Annotated in this window: 18 protein-coding genes and 1 pseudogene; 12 read left to right on the top strand and 7 right to left on the bottom strand. The window is 65.0% G+C overall.

The annotated features are described in order from the left end of the window. Positions 1-82: 82 nt before the first annotated feature. From ACV1FX_RS38770 to ACV1FX_RS38755, 4 genes and pseudogenes are all read left to right on the top strand, one after another. Positions 83-898: pseudogene (locus ACV1FX_RS38770) on the top strand (aspartate carbamoyltransferase catalytic subunit); the annotation flags it as partial. A gap of 5 nt (positions 899-903) precedes the next feature. Continuing rightward, positions 904-2,205: a dihydroorotase gene (locus ACV1FX_RS38765; protein WP_473122771.1), complete on the top strand. Its 1,302-nt coding sequence runs from the start codon at positions 904-906 to the stop codon at positions 2,203-2,205. A gap of 38 nt (positions 2,206-2,243) precedes the next feature. Next, the gene (plsY, locus tag ACV1FX_RS38760; RefSeq protein WP_473122768.1) at positions 2,244-2,840 is read left to right on the top strand and encodes a glycerol-3-phosphate 1-O-acyltransferase PlsY; all 597 of its coding nucleotides are present in this window, start codon (positions 2,244-2,246) and stop codon (positions 2,838-2,840) included. Positions 2,841-2,990: 150 nt separating this feature from the next. Next, positions 2,991-4,190 (top strand): patatin-like phospholipase family protein, encoded by a 1,200-nt coding sequence (locus ACV1FX_RS38755; RefSeq protein ID WP_473122767.1) that lies wholly within the window; start codon positions 2,991-2,993, stop codon positions 4,188-4,190. On the opposite strand, the gene ACV1FX_RS38750 is transcribed toward ACV1FX_RS38755, so the two are convergent. Further along, entirely contained in the window at positions 4,182-5,459 is a 1,278-nt protein-coding gene (locus tag ACV1FX_RS38750; RefSeq protein ID WP_473122766.1) for an amidase, read from the bottom strand. The genes ACV1FX_RS38755 and ACV1FX_RS38750 overlap by 9 nt on opposite strands. An 89-nt stretch (positions 5,460-5,548) precedes the next feature. Between ACV1FX_RS38750 and dprA the strand changes: the two genes are divergently transcribed. Beyond that, positions 5,549-6,691, top strand: coding sequence for a DNA-processing protein DprA (gene dprA, locus ACV1FX_RS38745; protein WP_473122765.1), 1,143 nt, complete (start codon positions 5,549-5,551; stop codon positions 6,689-6,691). A 132-nt stretch (positions 6,692-6,823) separates the two neighbouring features. On the opposite strand, the gene ACV1FX_RS38740 is transcribed toward dprA, so the two are convergent. Continuing rightward, complete coding sequence (locus tag ACV1FX_RS38740; protein ID WP_473122770.1) at positions 6,824-7,219, bottom strand: winged helix-turn-helix transcriptional regulator; 396 nt, start codon at positions 7,217-7,219, stop codon at positions 6,824-6,826. Positions 7,220-7,317: 98 nt separating this feature from the next. Between ACV1FX_RS38740 and ACV1FX_RS38735 the strand changes: the two genes are divergently transcribed. Further along, on the top strand, positions 7,318-7,923 hold the full coding sequence (locus ACV1FX_RS38735) for an FMN-dependent NADH-azoreductase (protein WP_473122764.1): 606 nt from the start codon (positions 7,318-7,320) through the stop codon (positions 7,921-7,923). 70 nt (positions 7,924-7,993) lie between these two features. Here ACV1FX_RS38735 and ACV1FX_RS38730 read toward each other — a convergent pair whose 3' ends face one another. Together ACV1FX_RS38730 and ACV1FX_RS38725 are read right to left on the bottom strand one after the other, a co-directional pair. Beyond that, positions 7,994-8,176: a hypothetical protein gene (locus ACV1FX_RS38730; protein WP_473122763.1), complete on the bottom strand. Its 183-nt coding sequence runs from the start codon at positions 8,174-8,176 to the stop codon at positions 7,994-7,996. Between the two features lie 164 nt (positions 8,177-8,340). Beyond that, a complete protein-coding gene (locus ACV1FX_RS38725; RefSeq protein WP_473122762.1) occupies positions 8,341-9,114 on the bottom strand; it encodes an SDR family NAD(P)-dependent oxidoreductase in 774 nt (257 codons plus the stop codon). Positions 9,115-9,233: 119 nt separating this feature from the next. On the opposite strand from ACV1FX_RS38725, the gene ACV1FX_RS38720 reads away from it, so the two are divergent. Further along, entirely contained in the window at positions 9,234-9,701 is a 468-nt protein-coding gene (locus ACV1FX_RS38720; RefSeq protein WP_473122761.1) for a winged helix-turn-helix transcriptional regulator, read from the top strand. A 136-nt stretch (positions 9,702-9,837) separates the two neighbouring features. Here the strand turns inward: ACV1FX_RS38720 and ACV1FX_RS38715 are convergent, their stop codons facing one another. Beyond that, entirely contained in the window at positions 9,838-10,374 is a 537-nt protein-coding gene (locus ACV1FX_RS38715) for a hypothetical protein (RefSeq protein WP_473122760.1), read from the bottom strand. A gap of 236 nt (positions 10,375-10,610) precedes the next feature. Between ACV1FX_RS38715 and ACV1FX_RS38710 the strand changes: the two genes are divergently transcribed. Then, entirely contained in the window at positions 10,611-10,895 is a 285-nt protein-coding gene (locus ACV1FX_RS38710) for a DUF6894 family protein (protein ID WP_473122759.1), read from the top strand. Positions 10,896-11,551: 656 nt separating this feature from the next. On the opposite strand, the gene ACV1FX_RS38705 is transcribed toward ACV1FX_RS38710, so the two are convergent. Further along, complete coding sequence (locus tag ACV1FX_RS38705; RefSeq protein WP_473122758.1) at positions 11,552-11,791, bottom strand: hypothetical protein; 240 nt, start codon at positions 11,789-11,791, stop codon at positions 11,552-11,554. Between the two features lie 227 nt (positions 11,792-12,018). On the opposite strand from ACV1FX_RS38705, the gene topA reads away from it, so the two are divergent. From topA to ACV1FX_RS38685, 4 genes are read left to right on the top strand one after another with little or no spacing between them, the layout of a single operon-like run. Beyond that, positions 12,019-14,760, top strand: coding sequence for a type I DNA topoisomerase (gene topA / locus ACV1FX_RS38700; RefSeq protein ID WP_473122757.1), 2,742 nt, complete (start codon positions 12,019-12,021; stop codon positions 14,758-14,760). A gap of 7 nt (positions 14,761-14,767) precedes the next feature. After that, on the top strand, positions 14,768-17,104 hold the full coding sequence (gene rnr, locus ACV1FX_RS38695) for a ribonuclease R (RefSeq protein ID WP_473122756.1): 2,337 nt from the start codon (positions 14,768-14,770) through the stop codon (positions 17,102-17,104). Continuing rightward, the gene (locus ACV1FX_RS38690) at positions 17,092-17,532 is read left to right on the top strand and encodes a DUF983 domain-containing protein (RefSeq protein WP_473122755.1); all 441 of its coding nucleotides are present in this window, start codon (positions 17,092-17,094) and stop codon (positions 17,530-17,532) included. The genes rnr and ACV1FX_RS38690 overlap by 13 nt, the downstream gene beginning before the upstream one ends. Before the next feature lie 30 nt (positions 17,533-17,562). Then, positions 17,563-18,312, top strand: a complete 750-nt coding sequence (locus ACV1FX_RS38685) for an NUDIX hydrolase (RefSeq protein ID WP_473122754.1) — start codon at positions 17,563-17,565, stop codon at positions 18,310-18,312. Positions 18,313-18,323: 11 nt separating this feature from the next. On the opposite strand, the gene ACV1FX_RS38680 is transcribed toward ACV1FX_RS38685, so the two are convergent. After that, a complete protein-coding gene (locus ACV1FX_RS38680) occupies positions 18,324-18,866 on the bottom strand; it encodes a hypothetical protein (RefSeq protein WP_473122753.1) in 543 nt (180 codons plus the stop codon). Between the last annotated feature and the right edge of the window lie 82 nt (positions 18,867-18,948).

The following is an 18,948-nucleotide window of genomic DNA, read 5'->3' as shown; positions in this document are numbered from 1 at the left end:
CCCCCCCCCCCCCCCCCCCCCCCCCCCCCCCCCCCCCCCCCCCCCCCCCCCTTACTAGTCGTCGGCAGCGTCAGATGTGTATAAGAGACAGGTCCTGCGTGGACGGACGCAAGTGAACCTGTTCTTCGAGGCGTCCACCCGCACCCAATCCTCGTTCGAGATCGCAGGCAAGCGCCTGGGCGCCGACGTCATGAACATGTCGGTTTCCTCCTCCTCCATGAAGAAGGGCGAGACGCTGATCGACACCGCGGTGACGCTGAATGCCATGCACCCGGACATCCTGGTGGTGCGGCATCACGCCTCCGGCGCGGTGGAACTTTTGGCCCGCAAGGTTGACGGTTCCGTGATCAATGCCGGCGACGGCGCGCATGAGCACCCGACGCAGGCGCTGCTGGACGCGCTGACCATCCGCCGCAACAAGGGCCGGATCGAGGGCCTCGTGATCGCGATCTGCGGCGACGTGCTGCATTCGCGCGTTGCCCGCTCCAACATCATCCTGCTCAACACGATGGGCGCCCGCGTCCGCGTCGTCGGGCCCTCCACGCTGCTGCCGCCCGGCATCGAGCGGATGGGCGTCGAAGTCGCGCGCGACATGCGCGAGGGCCTGGAAGGCGCCGACATCGTCATGATGCTGCGGCTCCAGCGCGAGCGCATGAACGGCTCCTTCGTGCCATCCACCAGCGAGTACTTCAACTATTTCGGCCTCGACCAGAAGAAGCTCGCCTACGCCAAACCCGATGCGTTGGTGATGCATCCCGGTCCCATGAACCGCGGCGTCGAGATCGACACAGCGGTCGCCGACGGCGCGCAATCCCTGATCCGCGAACAGGTGGAGATGGGCGTCGCCGTGCGCATGGCGGTGCTGGAAGCGCTCGCCCGTAACCTGCCGAACGCGTGATGCCAATGCTGACCGACCGCCGCCCGATCCTGCTCGCCAACGCCCGCGTCGTCGATCCCTCCAGGGATTTTGACGGTGTCGGTGACGTCCTGATCGCCGACGGCACCATTCGCGAGACACGCCGCGGCATCGGCGCGGCCGGCGTCCCCGAGGGCACCGACATCGTCAACTGCTCCGGCAAGATCGTGGCGCCGGGTCTCGTCGACATGCGCGCCTTCGCGGGCGAGCCCGGCTATGGCCATCGCGAGACCTTTGCGAGCGCGAGCCAGGCGGCAGCGACCGGCGGCATCACCACCGTCATCTGCCAGCCGGACACCCTGCCCGTCATCGACAATTCGGCGACCGTCGACTTCGTGATGCGCCGTGCACGCGACACGGCGATCGTCAACATCCAGCCCATGGCGGCGCTCACCAAGGGCATGCGCGGTGAGGAGATGACCGAGTTCGGCCTCCTGAAAGCAGCCGGGGCGGTTGCCTTCAGCGACGGCGACAAAAGCGTCACCAATGCGCAGGTGATGCGCCGCGCCCTCACCTATGCGCGCGATTTCGACGCGCTGATCGTGCACTACACCGAGGACCCCAACCTCGTCGGCGAAGGGGTGATGAACGAGGGCGAGTTCGCAACGAGACTCGGTCTGATGGGAATCCCCAAGGCAGCGGAAGCAGTGATCCTCGAACGCGACATGCGCCTCGTCGCGCTGACCGGCGGTCGCTATCACGCGGCCTCGCTGTCCTGCATCGAATCGCTCGATATCCTCAAGCGCGCCCGCGATACCGGTCTTGCCGTCAGCGCCTCCGTTTCGATCAACCACCTCGCGCTGAACGAGAACGACATCGGGCCGTACCGGACGTTCCTGAAGCTGTCGCCGCCGCTGCGCACCGAGGACGACCGCCGGGCCCTGGTTGCAGCCGTCGGCTCCGGCCTCGTCGACGTCATCATGTCCGACCACAATCCGCAGGACGTCGAAGGCAAGCGCCTGCCGTTTGCGGAAGCAGCTCCCGGCGCGGTGGGCCTCGAGACCATGCTGTCGGCGGGCCTGCGGCTCGTGCATAATGGCGAGATGGAACTGAAGACGCTGATCCGGGCGATGTCGACCCGGCCGGCCGAGCTGCTCGGCCTGCCCGGCGGCACCTTGCGCGCCGGCGCGCCGGCCGACGTCATCGTGATCGACGCCGACACGCCCTGGGTGCTCGATCCCGCCGACCTCAAATCGACCTGCAAGAATACGCCGTTCGACGAAGCCCGCTTCTCGGGACGGGTGGTGCGCACCATCGTCGGCGGGCGGACGGTGTTCGAGCATGTCTGACCATACGCAGAAAATAGATCGGGCACAGGGATACGGCGATGGGACTTGAAGCTTTCCTCCCCGTGGCCTTGGTCATCGGCTACCTCCTCGGCTCGATCCCCTTCGGCCTCATCCTGACGAAACTGGCCGGCACGCAGGATTTGCGCACGATCGGTTCTGGCAATATCGGCGCCACCAACGTGCTGCGCACCGGCCGCAAGGGGCTAGCGGCCGCAACGCTGCTGCTCGACGCGCTCAAGGGCACCGCGGCAGTGGTGATCGCGGGCTATCTCGCCGGCCCGAATGCGGCGATGATCGCCGGCTTCGGTGCCTTCCTCGGTCACCTGTTCCCGGTCTGGCTCAAGTTCAAGGGCGGCAAGGGCGTTGCAGTCTACATCGGCATCCTGCTCGGCCTGTTCTGGCCGGGCGCGCTGTTCTTCTGCCTGCTCTGGCTCGCGACCGCATTCACCAGCCGCTACTCCTCGCTTTCGGCGCTGGTCGCGGCTTTCGTGACGCCGATCTTCCTGTGGTGGTTCGGCCACCTCGCGCTCGCCTCGCTGTTCGCAGTGCTGACGCTGCTGCTGTTCTACATGCACCGCGAGAACATCAAGCGGTTGCAATCGGGCACCGAGAGTCGGATCGGCCAGAAGTCTTAAATCCGGAAAAAGTACGGATACCGCCGCACCTCTTCCGCATTATATGCCAATTCCTGTTCGCAACTTTCGGTCTGTTCCTGGCCGGAGTGGTCAACGGGTTCCAGGCCTGTCATCCTGACGGGTAGCAATGGCGTTACGCGGTAGCTCAGAATGAGCGAGAAGATTGTCGGCGCGCATGACGAGGATAGCTTGCAGGGGGCTGCGCGCACGCCCGCAAGCATGCTGCTCTCCGCCGCGGAGATCTGGTCCAGCGCGCCCTCTCCGTCACCTGTCGCCGAGATTGCACCTGCGCCGCCGCAGTCGCCCGCGCCTGCTCCCATTGCGCCAGTAGTTCCAACGATCGAACCTGTGACCGCCGTCGCCACGCTCGCGCCGAGCGTGACGCTCTCCGAGCGATGGCCCCCGCGAAGATTGTCCCTGGCGCTTCAGGGTGGCGGCACCTTTGCCGCATTCACCTGGGGCGTGCTGGAACGGCTGCTGGAAGAGCCGGGAATCGAGTTCGACACCATCAGCGGCGCCAGTGCCGGCGCCATCAATGCGCTGCTGGTCGCCTGCGGCCTTGCCGAGGGCGGCCGCGAAGGCGCGCGGGCGCGCCTCGAGCGGTTCTGGGTGCGGTTGATGCACGAAGCCTCGTTCCGCTCGCTGATGCTGGTCGGCGGCTTCTCACCGGCGGGAAGCTCCGTGGCATTCGGGCCGACGCTGCGCTCCGGCCAGTTCGACCCGTTCGATCTCGATCCACTGCGGCAGTCGCTGTCGCGCGACATCAACTTCGCGGCGCTACGCGGCAAGGCCAGCCCCAAGCTCCTGATCGCGGCGACGCGGATCCGCGACGGGTGGCAGCAGGTATTTTCAAACGACGCGATCACCGCCGACGTCGCGCTGGCCTCGACCTGTCCGCCGCTGGTGCATTGCGCCATCGAGATCGAGGGAGAGGCCTATTGGGACGGCGGCTATGGCGGCAATCCGCCGCTGGTGCGGCTGGTGCAGGAGTCGCGCGCATCCGACGTGCTGGTCGTCCAGGTGACGCCCTCGCGCGACAGCTATGTGCCGATCACGCTCGCCGCGATCGACCGCAGGCTCGACCAGATCGCGGCCAACGCCGCGCTTAACGCCGAGACCGCCGCGGTGGAATGGGCGCGTGCCGGCTCCGCACCCGCGCTGCGCCTGTTCCGGATTGCGGCGGAAGACGAGATCGAGGGGCTGGCGCAGCGTTCGTCGACCGATCTCGGCCGCGGCTTCATCCGCCTCTTGCACCGGAGCGGCCGCGCCGCAGCCGAGCGCTGGCTGCGGCAGGAGACGCGCAGCGAGCCGTCTGTTCAGCGCCCTCGCGCCGAGCCCGCGCTAGCTTGACGCCGCGAGCGCGTTCTCGAGGAAGCGCGCTGCGGCCAGCGCGCCCGCATCGTTGCCAAAGCGCGCGATCACCTGCACGCCGACCGGCAAGCCCTCGACCTTGAGCGTCGGCACATTGACGCAAGGATTGCCCATCAGCGTCCACAGCCGGTTGTAGCGGGGATCGCCGGTCGACGAGAGCCCCTTTGGGGCGGCACCGGGCGCCGAATAGGTCAGCAGCACATCGACGCCCTCAAAGACTTCGCCGAGCTCGCGCCGGCCACGGCGGCCGATCCGGCGCGCCTCGTCATATTGGCGCGGCGTGATCCCGACAGTCGCATCGAGGGTCGCGCGCAGCATCGGCGCGATCTCGTCGTGGCGCTCGGAAAACTCCCAGGCGAGCGCGCGATGCGCCTCAAAATCCTGGATCACGGGATGGATGCGCCAAGCCTCCTGCACCATCTCCGGCAGGTCGATGTCCTCGACGCTCGCGCCGGCGCGCGTCGCGGCCCTGATCGCCGCGCTGAGCCCCTGCTCGGCCGCGCCTTTGACGGGCCCGGCGAACGCCTGCCTTACCACGCCGATGCGCGGCGACGTTGCCGCAACGATGTCTGAGAATTCGAGCCGGCCGGTCATCCCGAACAATCCGCGCGCGACGTCCTCGACGCCGGCACCGAACAGCCCGACCGTGTCGAGCGCCCAGGAAAAGCACTTGACGCCCACCGTCGGCAGCAGACGGAACGACGGCTTGATCGCAGCAACCCCACAATAGGCCGCGGGCCGGATCACCGAGCCGCCGGTCTGCGTGCCCAGCGCCAGCGGAATCATGCCGGCGGCGACAGCAGCCGCTGAGCCTGCGGAGGATCCCCCCGGCGTATGGCCGGGGTTGTGCGGATTGAGCGTGACGGTCGGATCGCGCGAGGCAAAGGCCGTCGTCGTGGTCTTGCCGATGATGGTCGCGCCCGCGCGCCTCAGCATCATCACGACGGGCGCATCGCTGCGCGGCTGCCAGCCGCGATAGATCGACGAGCCCATCTCGGTCGGGAAATCCGCGGTGTCGATGATATCCTTGATGCCGACCGCGATGCCGCGCAGCGGACCCGAGGCTCCTGCCTTCCCTTGTGTCTTCGCTTGTGACGTTCCTTGCGCCTTCGCCGACTTGGCGTGGCAGACGAAGGCCCGGATCTCTTTCTCCCGCGCCTCGATCGCCTCCAGCGACTGCGCGATCGCCGCATCCGGTGAAAGCTCGCCCGTCTCGATGCGGCGCTGGAGGTCGGCGAGTGAGATCATGGCAAAATCCTTCTTGTTGGAAGCGCTTTTAGCATCGGAGCGAGGCTGCGCAAGCGCGCCCCCTGTTGCTCACGCGCCCAGGTTGTTCCATGCTGCGCGCGCAAGGAGACACCGTGGACGCCATCACCACCACAACAGCCCTCACCGACGCCGACCGGATCGACCGCTTGCGGCTGATCCGCTCGGACAATGTCGGCCCGCGCACCTTCCGCTCGCTGGTCGATCATTTCGGCAGCGCGCGCGCTGCGCTGGAGCGCCTGCCGGATCTCGCGCGTCGTGGCGGCGCGGCGCGATCAGGACGCATCTGTTCCGCTGACGAAGCGAAGGCCGAGCTCGCGGCAAGCCGAAAGTTCGGCATCAACTGGCTCGCGCCCGGCGAGGATGGCTATCCCTCGCGGCTGGCAACGATCGACGATGCGCCGCCGCTGCTCGCCGTGCGCGGCGATGCCTCGACATTGATGCGGCCGATGATCGCGATCGTCGGCTCGCGCAATGCCTCAGGCGCCGGGCTGAAATTTGCCGGCCAGCTCGCGCGCGAGCTTGGCGAAGCCGGCTTCGTGATCATCTCAGGGCTGGCACGCGGCGTCGACCAGGCCGCGCACCGCACGAGCATCGCCGGCGGCACGGTCGCCGTGCTCGCCGGCGGCCATGACCGCATCTATCCGCCCGAGCATGTGGACCTGCTCGCCGCGATCCTCGACCAAAGCGGCACTGCCATCTCCGAGATGCCGCTCGGCCACGAGCCGCGCGCCCGCGATTTTCCCCGCCGCAACCGCCTGATCTCGGGCGCCTCGCTCGGCGTGGTCGTGGTCGAGGCCGCGCAACGTTCGGGCTCACTGATCACCGCGCGCATGGCCGCCGAACAGGGCCGCGAAGTCTTTGCCGTGCCGGGCTCGCCGCTCGATCCGCGCGCCGCCGGCACCAATCATCTGATCAAGCAGGGCGCAACGCTCGTCACGGAGGCCGCCGACATCGTCAATGCGGTGCAGCCGATCATGGAACGCCCGATCATGCATCGGGCCGGTGAGCCCGACAGCGAACCCTTTGAGAGCGATCCGCAAGGACATGACCGAGACCAGATAGCCGGCCTGCTCGGCCCTGTGCCGATCTCGATCGACGATCTCGTGCGGATGTCCGGCGCCTCGCCTGCGATCGTCCGCACCGTGCTGCTGGAACTCGAGCTCGCCGGACGCCTGGAGCGCCACGGCGGCGGCCTGGTCTCGCTGCTCTGAGGGGCACGATCAAAAAGGTCGAAAACAATCCCATGCAAAGTAGAAAACCCGCCACAGGCGGGCGTCGCAGCTCGCCGAGGTGGACCGGGCTAGACCGTTCCAACTAAACGTAATTCAGCCCAACAGCTCACATCAGCCGTCGTTGCGCTTGTCGAAGCGCGCCCGCGCCGCCTCGATCTCGGTTTGGTGCGCCTTCGCCCACATCCCGAGAGCCTCGACCGGGCGAGCCAGCCCGCGGCCCAGTTCAGTCAGCTCGTAATCGACGCGCGGCGGAATGGTCGGGAAGATCGTGCGCGTGACGAGCCCGTCTCGCTCCAGCCCACGCAGCGTCAAAGTCAGCATCCGCTGCGAGATGCCGTTGATCATGCGCTTGAGTTCATTGAAACGCTTCGGCCCGTCGCCGAGCATCATGATCACGAACACGCTCCATTTGTCGCCGACCCGGGCGAGGATGGAGGCAACGCCGCGGCAATCGGAATGGTCGGGATGCGGCACCGGCAAGGTGGGCAAATGGCTGTTTGTCGGTATCAAAAATGTGCCCTCGGCTCAAAAATGTGCGTTCTTGCGGGGATTTCGGTAGTCACTCATGTAGTGCGGGTTACAAATCTATACCATGGGTGATCCAAATGAAACTCCTCCACATCGACTCCAGCGTGCTCGGCCCGCACTCCGTCAGCCGGCAGGTTTCGGCGGCCGTCGTCGACCGCCTGCGCCAGGCCACGCCCTCCCTCGACGTCGTCTATCGTGATTTGACCCAAGTGCCGCTCGCGCACCTCTCCGGATCGCATCTCGCCGCCGCACAAGGCGCCCCGGCGCCGGCCGAACTCGAGCCGGACCTCACCGCCAGCAAAACCGCGCTGGATGAATTCCTCAGCTCGGACATCGTCGTGATCGGCGCGCCCATGTACAATTTCACCATCCCGAGCCAGCTCAAGGCCTGGATCGACCGCATCATCGTGGCGGGAAAGACCTTCAAATACGGAGCCACCGGCCCTGAAGGGCTCGCCGGCGGCAAGCGCGTGATCGTGGCGATCTCTCGCGGCGGTTATTACGGTGCTGACACCCCGCTCGCCGCTCTGGAGCACCTCGAGACCTATCTGCGCAGCGTGTTCGGCTTCATCGGGATCAGCCCGGAGTTCATCATCGCCGATGGCATCCAGGTCGGACCGGACCACCGCGAGAAGGCCATCGCGGGCGCGCTTAAGGCCGCGACCAGCCTGCGCGCGGCCTAGGCTTCACCAAACCCATCTGTCGCCGCCACATGCGGGCGGCGGCAGTTGCGTCAGCGCGCCGCTCGCAAAGCTAGAACCACATCCCCTGAATGCCGAAGATGACGGCGACGAGCGAGACGAGCAGCCCAATGCACGAGAACAAGGCGACAGCAACGAGCTCGTGGGTGTCGGACTTCTTCGCGGGTATGGCGGAACGTTCGGTGTAAATACGCGGTGCTGAAATCGATGAAAGAATACGCGCTGCTTTCGGCATAACGGGCTCCCTTAAATGGGTCTTATGACCCCTGCCCGTAGAGCTGTCTGTGCAACGCACGCCAAGGTTCAACGCATCACGCATAGTTTTGGAAATACGCTTCAAGGATGAGGGAACCGGCCCGCACGATCGCGCAAGGCCGGTTCAATTTTCACTTCATTCGATCAACCGCGAAAGATCGGCGCACCCGCAGGCGAGCCGGTCGCGCCGCCGTCGACGAAGATCTCCGCACTCTGGACATGCGCAGAATCATCGGAGGCGAGGAACAGCACCGTCTTCGCAATGTGATCTGCTTCACCAATTCGGCCGAGCGGCGTTGTCTTGGCGATGCGATTTTCCAGCGCGGCAAATGCCTCGTCGGTCGGCGCGGCGCCCTTCCAGATCGGCGTGCGGGCCGCGCCCGGCGCCACCACGTTGACGCGGATGTTGCGCGGAGACAGTTCGGACGCCATCACGCGCGCCATCGCGCGCACGCCGGCCTTGCTCGCGGCATAGGCTGAATAGCCGGGATTGCCGAGCACCGAGATCACCGAGCCGTTGAGGATGATGGAGGCGCCGTCATTGAGATGCGGCAGCGCGGCCTGCACGGTGAAAAACACCGAGGTGATGTTGGTGCGGATCACCTGCTCGAAGGCGGACAGCGAGGTGCCGCCGAGCGGCGTGTTGCCGGGAATGCCGGCATTGGCAAAGACGATGTCGAGCTTGCCGAATTTTTCGACCGCGCGCGCGATTGCCTTCTCGGTGGCGGCGACGTCGTTGATGTCGGCCTCGACCGCGAGACCGCTGGGGCCGAGTTCCTTCGCGGCAGCTTCCAATGTTTCCCTGTTGCGTCCCGTGATGGTGACCCTGGCGCCCTCCGCCACGAACAGCTTTGCCGTCGCAAGGCCAATGCCGCTATTGCCGCCGGTGATGAATGCCGTCTTGCCCTTCAGTCTCACGCTCGCCTCCGCTGGTTGCATAATGAAACTGGATTGCCATCTAGGGCGTCTGGTTTTATAATGCAACCACACAAGCGCGTGATCGGCGCAAGAGCGGGCGAGCAAACGGAAACGGCACGATGGTGAAACGAACGAGCTTCGAGGGAGACTCCTGCCCGATCGCGCGATCGCTGGAGGCGATCGGCGACTGGTGGTCGCTGCTCATCATCCGCGAGGCGCTGTTCGGTGTGCGCCGCTTCGGCGAGTTCCAGGGAAAGCTCGGCATGGCCAAGAACATCCTCGCCACGAGGCTGCGCGCCCTCGTCGACCACGGCATCCTGAAGATCGCTCCCGCCTCCGACGGCAGCGCCTATTCTGAATATGTGCTCACGGCGAAGGGCCGCGGCGTCTTTCCAGTGCTGGTCGCGCTCCGGCAATGGAGCGAGGAGTTCGACGACCGCCCGGAGGAGATCGCGACCATTCTGGTCGATCGCGACAAGGGACGGCCGGTGAGGAAGCTCGAGCTGCGCGCGGAGGATGGAAAGCTGTTGAGTGTAAACGACACCACGCTGAAGCCGCGGCCGCGGCGAAGCCGGAGCGCGGGTTAGCAGATGGCAGCCTTTCGTGCGGCGGAGCGAAAACGCTCCGCTTGATCAGGGCATGCCCGGCTTTGCTCCAAAGCCGACCTTCCCGCTCGCCACGGCGCGACCAGCAATCGGTCCATTGCTGTCTTGCCACGCTGGCTCAACTTGCTCGTAGCGCTTTCCAGATCACCAGGACATGCGACGCAGCAACCGTGATGGAAAAGAGGAGCAACCCAATCTCGACGCCATGCACCTTGGACGGAACATAGGTCGACAGCACCCAAATGAGCAATCTAACCGCAAGGGCAAAAGCCACCATGCCCCACAGCCCGAGCGCCTTGGATGCGCGCCATGTCGTTTGGCCGTCGAAGCCCCACTGCATCGCTATCTGATCGCCGCTGATGCGCGGCCCGAAGTAGAGATTGCACCCGACGAGAAAGACGACAACGGGCCAAAATATGAGGTCGGCACTCAACATAAGCGTACTCTGTGTTGGCCGGCGGCTGCCAACGCTAACCATACCCACAACCACCTCTTGATTGGAAAGGTCCTGAAACCCATAGTTGCGACTTTCAGTATGGAATCGTTTGATGGTCCGCTTACCCATAGTCGCGGTCATCTCGCCCGATGGGAAAAGGTCATACTGGGTTGCAGCGGTCGAACCGGCGAAGGCGACCGACGCGGTGCTGCGCGTCATCGGCGATGGGCATGTTACCAGGCTCTTGCGGCACAGCCTCCGCGTAAAACCAGACGCACTGCAACCAGGGGAAGTCCGGCAGCTCAGGCTCTGACCGGTCAGTACCCATTAAGAGCGTTCATCTCCCTCAAAAGAGCAACGGCCCGGGTTCCACAGCCGGTTTATTTATTGCTCACTCACGTTGCGGACTGAGACCGCGCGCTTTCGTTGCCGTCTCTTGGAGGGGAGCCGCGCGGATGACCCGCTTCTTTTTCCACGCCCACGGCGGCATTTCCGTCTTCGATGACGTCGGCCTGGAGCTTCCGGACGTCGCCGCCGCGCAATTGGTGGCGATCGAAGTCTGCAGGAATATTCTCAACGAAGGACCGGAGGGACCATTTTGGCAGGACCTTAACTGGCGCGTCGAGGTCACTGACAGTCCCGGGATCTGCGGGCAAACTTTCCTCGTCGTTCAGTTTTCGGTCACGCGCACGGCGATCACCCCTGCCACGGCGACCGCACAAGGTTCTGCGCGAACGTGAAGAACACAATCGTCTCCAACATCTGGCGGAGCCACGCCGATTAGCCGTCGATCAGACTGAAAGGATTCCGCAAAGGCAACGTTGCTCCAGTAGTTTCGTGACAGACTTTCCACGGGAAGCCGTCTCGAGTTTTGGACTGAGACTGGCGATCTGTACCCAAAGACCGACGTTGCCGTCGCTCCTCAAACCCAAGGCCTCAAAACCAAGGCCTCAAACCCTAGGCGCGGGGGCTTCCAAACGGAAAGGGTGTATTCGGAAAGATCGCCACTGGCGAGCGCGCGGCCAGAAGTATCGCCCTAAAGCATGCATGCGTCCCCTGGTCTTATGCTACTCTTCGCCGACGCGTGAAATCCCGTTCAACCTCGTCGACGACTTGGGTGGGAAAATGCATCACGTTCAAGAGAGGCTTCTCGAAAGCAGGATGACCGAGGTCGAGCAGGCCCGGTTCTGGAGCCCGCGGGTCATCTCCAAATTCGAAAGCTTGATCCGCGGTGGCTGCGAGCGAAGCGAAGCAATCCAGAAATGCACGCGCGGAAACAGATTGCTTCGCTGCGCTCACAATGACGACGTGGAAGCAGTGGACCACGCCATTTACGCAAACGTCGTCCTGGCGAAAGCCAGGACGACATCGGAGAACATGGTCCGCTCCGAGAGCCTCACGACAGCTTGCGCCTGCTGCGGAGGCGGATGTGCTCGTCGGCCTCTAACTGGGTCATGCCGAGGAGATAATGCAGCACGTCGAGCCCGTGGCGCTCGGCGATCTGGCGCAGGTGAACGACCTGCTCGGCGATGAACGCGACAGCCTCGTCGGCCCCGCCCTCACCCGGTTCCTCGCTCCGCGAACGCGTTCCTCCCGCCAAGGCGGCTCGCGCCCGCTTCCTTGCTGGTTTTGTCACCAGACCCCATCCGAATCCCTGCCCGAGCACGAGTCTACGCCGCCCCGCCCCACAACTCAAAGGCGGTATCATGCAACTTATCCGATATGAAACTTTGCTCATTTTCGGGCCGTTCAACACCCCTCGATTTGACAGGGACGGCCTCACCACCCATGTTCGGGTCGAAACGGCCGACCCGAGTCCCTTCGAATTTGGCCTCATTTTCTCCCGTAAGTTACTGGAACTACATGAATATCGTCATTGTGGAGTCGCCGGCGAAAGCCAAGACGATCAACAAGTATCTGGGCTCGTCCTACGAGGTTCTGGCCTCGTTCGGCCATGTCCGTGACTTGCCGGCGAAGAACGGTTCGGTCGATCCGGACGAAAATTTCAAGATGATCTGGGAGGTCGACCCCAAGGCGGCCGGCCGGCTCAACGATATTGCCAAGTCCCTGAAGGGTGCCGACCGCCTGATTCTGGCCACCGACCCCGATCGCGAGGGCGAAGCCATCTCCTGGCACGTGCTCGAGGTGCTGAAAGAGAAGCGCGCGCTGAAGGACCAAAAGATCGAGCGCGTGGTGTTCAACGCCATCACCAAGCAGGCGGTCTCGGAGGCCATGAAGCATCCGCGCCAGATCGACGGCGCGCTGGTCGACGCCTATATGGCGCGCCGCGCGCTGGACTATCTGGTCGGCTTCACCCTCTCCCCCGTGCTGTGGCGGAAACTGCCGGGCGCCCGCTCGGCCGGCCGCGTGCAGTCGGTGGCGCTGCGCCTCGTCTGCGACCGCGAGCTCGAGATCGAGAAATTCGTCGCGCGTGAATACTGGTCGCTGATCGCGACCCTGCTGACGCCGCGCGGCGACGCGTTCGAAGCGCGTCTCGTCGGCGCCGACGGCAAGAAGATCCAGCGGCTCGACATCGGCACCGGTGCGGAAGCCGAGGACTTCAAGAAGGCGCTGGAGCTTGCGACCTATGCCGTCACCGCGGTCGACGCCAAGCCCGCCCGGCGCAATCCGCAGGCGCCCTTCACCACCTCGACCCTCCAGCAGGAAGCCAGCCGCAAATACGGCTTTGCGCCCGCGCATACGATGCGGATCGCACAGCGGCTCTATGAGGGCATCGACATCGGCGGGGAAACCACCGGACTCATTACTTATATGCGTACCGACGGCGTGCAGATCGCCGGCGAAGCGATCACCCAGGCACGCAAGGTGATCGGCGAGGACTACGGCAACGCCTACGTGCCGGAGAGTCCCCGCCAGTACCAGACCAAGGCCAAGAACGCGCAGGAAGCGCACGAAGCCATCCGGCCGACCGACCTCTCCCGTCGCCCCGCCAGCATGGCCCGCAAGCTCGATGCCGACCAGGCCAAGCTCTATGAGCTGATCTGGAAGCGCACCATCGCAAGCCAGATGGAAGCGGCCGAGCTGGAGCGCACCACAGTCGACATCACGGCGAAGGCAGGCCCCCGCACGCTGGAGCTGCGCGCCACCGGCCAGGTCGTCAAGTTCGACGGCTTCCTGGCGCTCTACCAGGAGGGCCGCGACGACGAGGAGGATGAAGACTCCCGCCGCCTGCCCGCGATGAGCGAGGGCGAAGCCGTCAAGCGGCAGTCGCTGTCCGTTACCCAGCATTTCACCGAGCCGCCGCCGCGCTTCTCGGAAGCCTCGCTGGTCAAGCGCATGGAAGAGCTCGGCATCGGCCGGCCCTCGACCTATGCCTCGATCCTCCAGGTCCTGAAGGACCGCGGCTACGTCAAGCTCGAGAAGAAGCGCCTGCATGGCGAGGACAAGGGCCGCGTCGTGGTCGCGTTCCTGGAAAGTTTCTTCAGCCGCTACGTCGAGTACGACTTCACCGCCAACCTGGAAGAGCAGCTCGACCGCATCTCCAACAACGAGATCTCCTGGCAGCAGGTGCTGCAGGATTTCTGGCGCGGCTTCATCGGCGCCGTCGACGAGATCAAGGATCTGCGCGTCGCGCAGGTGCTCGATGTGCTCGACGAGATGCTGGGACAGCACATCTATCCGCCTCGCGCCGATGGCGGTGACATCAGGCAGTGCCCGAGCTGCGGCAGTGGCCGGCTCAACCTGAAGGCCGGCAAGTTCGGCGCCTTCGTCGGCTGCTCCAACTATCCGGAATGCCGTTACACCCGCCAGCTCGCCGCCGACGGCGAAGCCAGCGCCGACCGCTCGCTCGGCCAGGATCCCGACACCGGCTTCGATGTCTGGGTGAAGGCCGGCCGCTTCGGGCCCTACATCCAGCTCGGCGAGCAGAAGGATTACGAAGAAGGCGAGAAGCCGAAACGCGCCGGCATTCCGAAGGGCACCTCGCCCGGCGATGTCGAGCTCGAGCTCGCACTGAAGCTGCTGTCGCTGCCGCGCGAGATCGGCAAGCATCCGGAGACGGGCCAGCCGATCACCGCCGGTCTCGGCCGTTTCGGGCCGTTCGTGAAGCATGAGAAGACATACGCCAGCCTCGAGGCCGGCGACGAAGTGTTCGACATCGGCCTCAACCGCGCGGTGACGCTGATCGCGGAGAAAGCGGCCAAGGGACCGAGCCGGCGCTTTGGCGCCGATCCCGGCAAGGCGATCGGCGATCACCCGACGCTCGGCACCGTCACCGTGAAGAGCGGCCGTTATGGGCCCTACGTCACCGCGGGCGGCGTCAACGCGACGATCCCCAGCGAGATCGAAAAGGACGCGATCACCCTGCCCCAGGCGATCGCGCTGATCGACGAGCGCGCAGCCAAGGGTGGCGGCAAGGCCAAAGCAAAGAAGGCGAAGGCGACCAAGACCGCGGCAAAGACCGCCGAGGGCGACGACGCGCCCAAGCCAACAAAGAAACCGGCCGCGAAGAAAGCCGCGGCCAAGACGAAATCTGAATCAACCAGCAAGGCACGCGCAGCCGTGTCGTCGACCGCCAAGACGTCGCCGACCAAGGGATCTGCCGCGGCCAAGGCACCGGCCAAGAAGAGTGCCGGCAAGAATTAGAGGTTAAGTGAAACGTAAGAATGACCATGGCTTTCCCGACCGGAACGCCATCGTCGCCTTCATCAAGGCAAATCCTGGAAAGGTCGGCACCCGCGAAATCGCGCGCGAGTTCGGCCTGAAAAACGCCGATCGCGTCGAGCTCAAGCGCATGCTGCGCGAGCTCGCCGACGACGGAATCATCAAGAAGAAGCGCCACAAGGTCTCGGAGCCGGACGGCCTGCCGCCGACGCTGCTCGCTGACATCACGGGCCGCGACAGCGATGGCGAGTTGATCGCTTCCCCCGCCGAGTGGGATGAGGTCGAAAGCGGCGAGCCGCCTAAAATCCTCATCGAGATGCCGCGCCGGCCGAAGCCGGGCACCGCGGCCGGCGTCGGCGACCGCGCGCTGCTCCGCGTCGAGCGTTCGGACGAGACCGAAGGCCCCGCATATCGCGGCCGCATCATCAAGGTCATCGACAAGGCGAAGAGCCGCATCCTCGGCGTGTTCCGCAGCCTGCCCGAGGGCGGCGGGCGGCTCGTGCCGGTCGACAAGAAGTTCGCCGACCGCGAACTCAACATTGCGAAGAACGAGACGCAGGGCGCCGAGGATGGCGACCTCGTCAGCGTCGACATCGTGCGCTCGCGCGGCTTTGGCCTGGCCTCGGGCCGGGTGAAAGAAAAGCTCGGATCGGTCAAGTCGGAGAAAGCGATCAGCCTGATCGCGATCTACGCCCACGACATCCCCCTGCAATTCTCCCCGGGCGCGATGCGCGATGCGGAAGCGGCGGAGCCGGCGAACCTGAAGGGACGCGAGGACTGGCGCGACGTCCCGCTCGTCACCATCGATCCGCCCGACGCCAAGGATCACGACGACGCGGTGCATGCAGAGGCTGATCCCGACCCCAACAACAAGGGCGGGTTCATCGTCAATGTCGCGATTGCCGATGTGAGCTTCTACGTCCGCCCTGGCACTGCGCTCGACCGTGATGCGATCGACCGCGGCAACTCCGTCTATTTCCCGGACCGAGTCGTGCCGATGCTGCCGGAGCGGATCTCCAACAATCTGTGCTCGCTGGTGCCGGGCGAGCCGCGCGGCGCCCTCGCCGTGCGAATGGTGATCGGCCCCGACGGCCGCAAGCGCTCGCACTCGTTCCATCGCATCCTGATGCGTTCGGCGGCGAAGCTGCACTATGCGCAGGCGCAAGCCGCGATCGACGGCCGGCTGGACGACACCACCGGCCCCCTGCTCGATCCGATCCTCAAACCGCTCTATGCCGCCTACGCCTGCGTCAAGCGCGCCCGCGACGAGCGAGACCCGCTCAATCTCGACCTGCCCGAGCGCAAGATCCTGCTCAAGAGCGACGGCACGGTCGATCGCGTCGTCGTACCCGAAAGGCTGGACGCGCATCGCCTGATCGAGGAGTTCATGATCCTCGCCAACGTCGCGGCGGCCGAGATGCTCGAGAAGAAGTCGCTGCCGCTGATCTATCGCGTGCATGACGAGCCGACGCTGGAAAAGGTTCACGCGCTCCAGGAGTTTCTCGAGACGCTCGACGTGCCCTTTGCCAAGAGCGGCCCGCTGCGCCCGACTCTGTTCAACCGCGTGCTGGCGCAGCTCGAGGGGCATGACTATTACCCGCTGGTGAGCGAGGTGGTGCTGCGTGCACAGGCGCAGGCGGAATATTCGGCCGAGAATTACGGCCATTTCGGTCTCAACCTGCGCCGTTACGCGCATTTCACCTCGCCGATCCGCCGTTACGCGGACCTCGTGGTGCATCGCGCGCTGGTTCGCGCGCTGGGCCTCGGCGAAGGCGCGCTGCCCGACAGCGAGACGCCGGAAACGTTGAGCGAAGTCGCCGCGCATATTTCGGTCACCGAACGGCGCGCGATGAAGGCCGAGCGCGAGACCGTCGACCGGCTCATTGCACATCATCTCGCCGATCGCATCGGCGCAACATTCCAGGGCCGCGTCTCCGGCGTCACGCGCGCCGGCCTGTTCGTCAAGCTCGACGACACCGGCGCCGACGGCCTGATCCCGATCAGATCCCTCGGCACGGAATATTTCAACTATGACGAGAGCCGTCACGCCCTCGTCGGCTCGCGCAGCGGTGCCATGCACCAGCTGGGTGATGTCGTCGACGTCCGTCTGATAGAAGCTGCTCCCATTGCCGGCGCGTTGCGCTTCGAGCTGCTGTCCGCCGGCGAAAGCGCGCCACGCGGCCGAAAGGACTTTCGTCCGCAGCGCAAATCGGCGAAGGCACGGCCCGGCCGCAGTCCGGAGAAGAAGCGCAAGCCGGAGAAGCAAGGGAAGTCCGGCAAGGGGAAGAAGGGCAAAGGCGCAAAGGGCAAGGCATGGAAGCGATGAGCACGGCGCCAAAGATCTGGACGCGCGAGACCGGCCTCGTCGAGAAGCGCGACGTCTGGGGTGCGATGAAGCGCGGCTTTCGCGGCCGCTGCCCGCGTTGCGGCCGGGGCAAGCTGTTCCGCGCGTTCCTGAAGACCGCCGACAACTGCTCGGCCTGCGGGCTCGACATCACGCCGCATCGCGCCGACGACCTGCCGGCCTATCTCGTGATCGTCATCGTCGGCCACATCGTGGTGCCGACCATCCTCTGGATCGAGACCAACTACACGACGCCGGCCTGGATCAGCTTTGCCGCCTATCTGCCTTTCACATTCGTCGCATCGCTCGCGCTGCTGCAACCGGTGAAGGGCGCCGTGGTTGGCCTGCAATGGGCCCTGCGCATGCATGGTTTCGACGACAATCCGCCGGATGGTATTCCGCCGGTCTAATCAAACAAGCAAAACAAGTTCGGTGAGGAAATGACTGAAGCGGCGCAGGCGGAGAAAGAAAGGGTTCACGACGAAAAGGAGCCCGATCACCATCCTTATTTTCGGCCGAAGGATGCTGCCACCCTGATCCTGGTTGATCGCAGCGGCTCTATTCCAAAAGTGCTGGTCGGCAAGCGCCACGACAAGGTGGTGTTCATGCCCGGCAAGTTCGTCTTCCCCGGCGGCCGGGTCGACAAGGCCGACTATCGCGTGCCCTGCGCGGCGCCGATCACGCCGGAGCTTCAGGCCAATCTGTTCAAGGGCAGCCCGAAGACGGAGGCCTCGCGTGCAAAATCGCTTGCGGTCGCCGCGATCCGCGAGGCCTGCGAGGAAACCGGTCTTTGCCTCGGGCGCCGGCAAGAGGGCAAGACGCCGAAGCTCGACGGCCCCTGGCAACCGTTTGCCGATGCGGGCCTCCTGCCTGATCCCTCCGGCCTTTTTCTGATTGCGCGCGCGATCACGCCGCCCGGTCGCGTCAAGCGTTTCGACACGCGCTTCTTCACCGCGGATGCGTCCTCCATCACCCATCGCGTCGAGGGCGTGGTGCATGCCGATGCCGAGCTGGTCGAGCTGGTCTGGGTCGAACTTGGCTCACAGCCGCTCGCCGACCTGCATCCGATGACGCGGAACGTGCTGGGGGAGCTGGACAGGCGGCTCGCGACGGGACCGCTCCGCCACGACGCGCCGGTGCCGTTTTTCCATTTCTACGGCGGCAAGATGCAGAAGGATATTTTGAGCTGACCTGAGACGCTTCACTCGTCCGCGTCAGGCTCGGTGCCGACATAGTCGCGTGCCGGAAGCTTGAGCTTGCGACCAAGCTCGTTGGCAAGCTCGGTCGCCTCTTCGCGCCTGGTGAAGCTCGACAGCGTGATCGGCGTAATGCCCTTGTTGCCGCAGAGGTTGACGTCATACATCGTCAGCTCCGGATCACAGTCATCGGTGATGCTGATGAGGTGGTAGTCCGACAGATTGCGAAACGAGCGGATATTCAGAAGACCGAACTGCCTGACGATAACGACCTGGCGCAATGTCTCGTTCAGGACGATGAAATAGCGGAATGTCAGCAGGATGAGGCCGGGAATGCCGACCGCAAGGCCGAGACCCGCGAACACCAGCACGGGTACCCAGTCATCCGCCAGCCGTCCGAAGCTGAACAGGTCCTGTCGCAGCCCGAGGCCGACGTTCCAAAGCAGATAGGCGCTCGCCGCAAGCAGCGGTAGCGACAACAGCCGGCCGACCCAGGGCATCGGCCGGTCGATGCGGATCGTGCCGTCCAATGTGGTTGCGTCGGTCATGGCGGTATTCCTCGTCTCGGGGAGCAAGACTTTGTCGGCCGGGATGGCTGACGGGTTCGAGGGCAATGGCTGTCCACCCTCG

It is taken from the genome of Bradyrhizobium ingae (assembly GCF_055791185.1).
The sequence above is the reverse complement of the archived record's forward strand: the minus strand, read 5'-3'. Positions and strand labels throughout refer to the sequence as shown.